Genomic DNA, 847 nt, shown 5'->3' with positions numbered 1-847 from the left:
GGCGCTGTCACGTTGGCTGACGGGGGTGGGATGATCTTGGGGTTGGTCATGCTGGGAGGGGATCGCTCGTGTCGACTACGCCGCCGTCGTACAAAGGGCACCGGTACCGGTGGAGGCCATCTCGCACTGCGTGTGGCTGTACTTCCGGTTCCCGCTCAGCTTCCGCGAGGTGGAGGAGCTGATGCTCGAGCGCGGTGTCGTCGTCTCCTACGAGACGGTCCGCCGCTGGTGCCTGAAGTTCGGTCAGGACTACGCCAACGCCTTGCGCCGCCGGCGCCCCCGCCCCGGGGACAAATGGCACCTGGACGAGGTCTTCGTCAAGATCAACGGCGAGCAGAAGTACCTGTGGCGGGCCGTGGACGCCGACGGCAACGTGCTGGACATCCTCGTCCAGTCCCGTCGGGACACCGCCGCGGCCAGGCGTTTCTTCCGCAAACTGATGGAGGGGACCGGGTCGGTGCCGAGGGTGGTGGTCACCGACAAGCTCCGCTCCTACGGCGCCGCGCACCGCGAGGTGATGCCCTCGGTGGAGCACCGCTCCCACAAGGGACTGAACAACCGGGCCGAGAACTCCCACCAGCCGACGAGGCAACACGAACGGGCGATGAAGGGCTTCCGCTCGGTCGGCGGGGCACAGAGATTCCTGGCCGCGTTCAGCGGCATCTCACCCCACTTTCGACCCCGACGCCACCTCATGACCGCCCCCGACCACCGCCTCGAGATGATCATCCGCTTCGCGATCTGGGACCAGATCACCGGTCATACCGGCCTGACCACGGCGGCCTGACCCAGCACCACACCCCGACACACCATCAGACACCCCACCCCCCACCAACGTGACAGCACC

At 67.1% G+C, this 847-nt stretch carries 1 protein-coding gene; it reads left to right on the top strand.

Annotation, left to right across the window (positions count from 1 at the left end; translation table 11 throughout):
- Positions 1-61: 61 nt before the first annotated feature.
- On the top strand, positions 62-787 hold the full coding sequence (locus QMK30_RS38350) for an IS6 family transposase (protein WP_283522954.1): 726 nt from the start codon (positions 62-64) through the stop codon (positions 785-787).
- Positions 788-847: the final 60 nt, after the last annotated feature.

The sequence above is a fragment of the Streptomyces sp. H27-C3 genome (assembly GCF_030063415.1).
GTDB lineage: Bacteria > Actinomycetota > Actinomycetes > Streptomycetales > Streptomycetaceae > Streptomyces.
The sequence above is the reverse complement of the archived record's forward strand: the minus strand, read 5'-3'. Positions and strand labels throughout refer to the sequence as shown.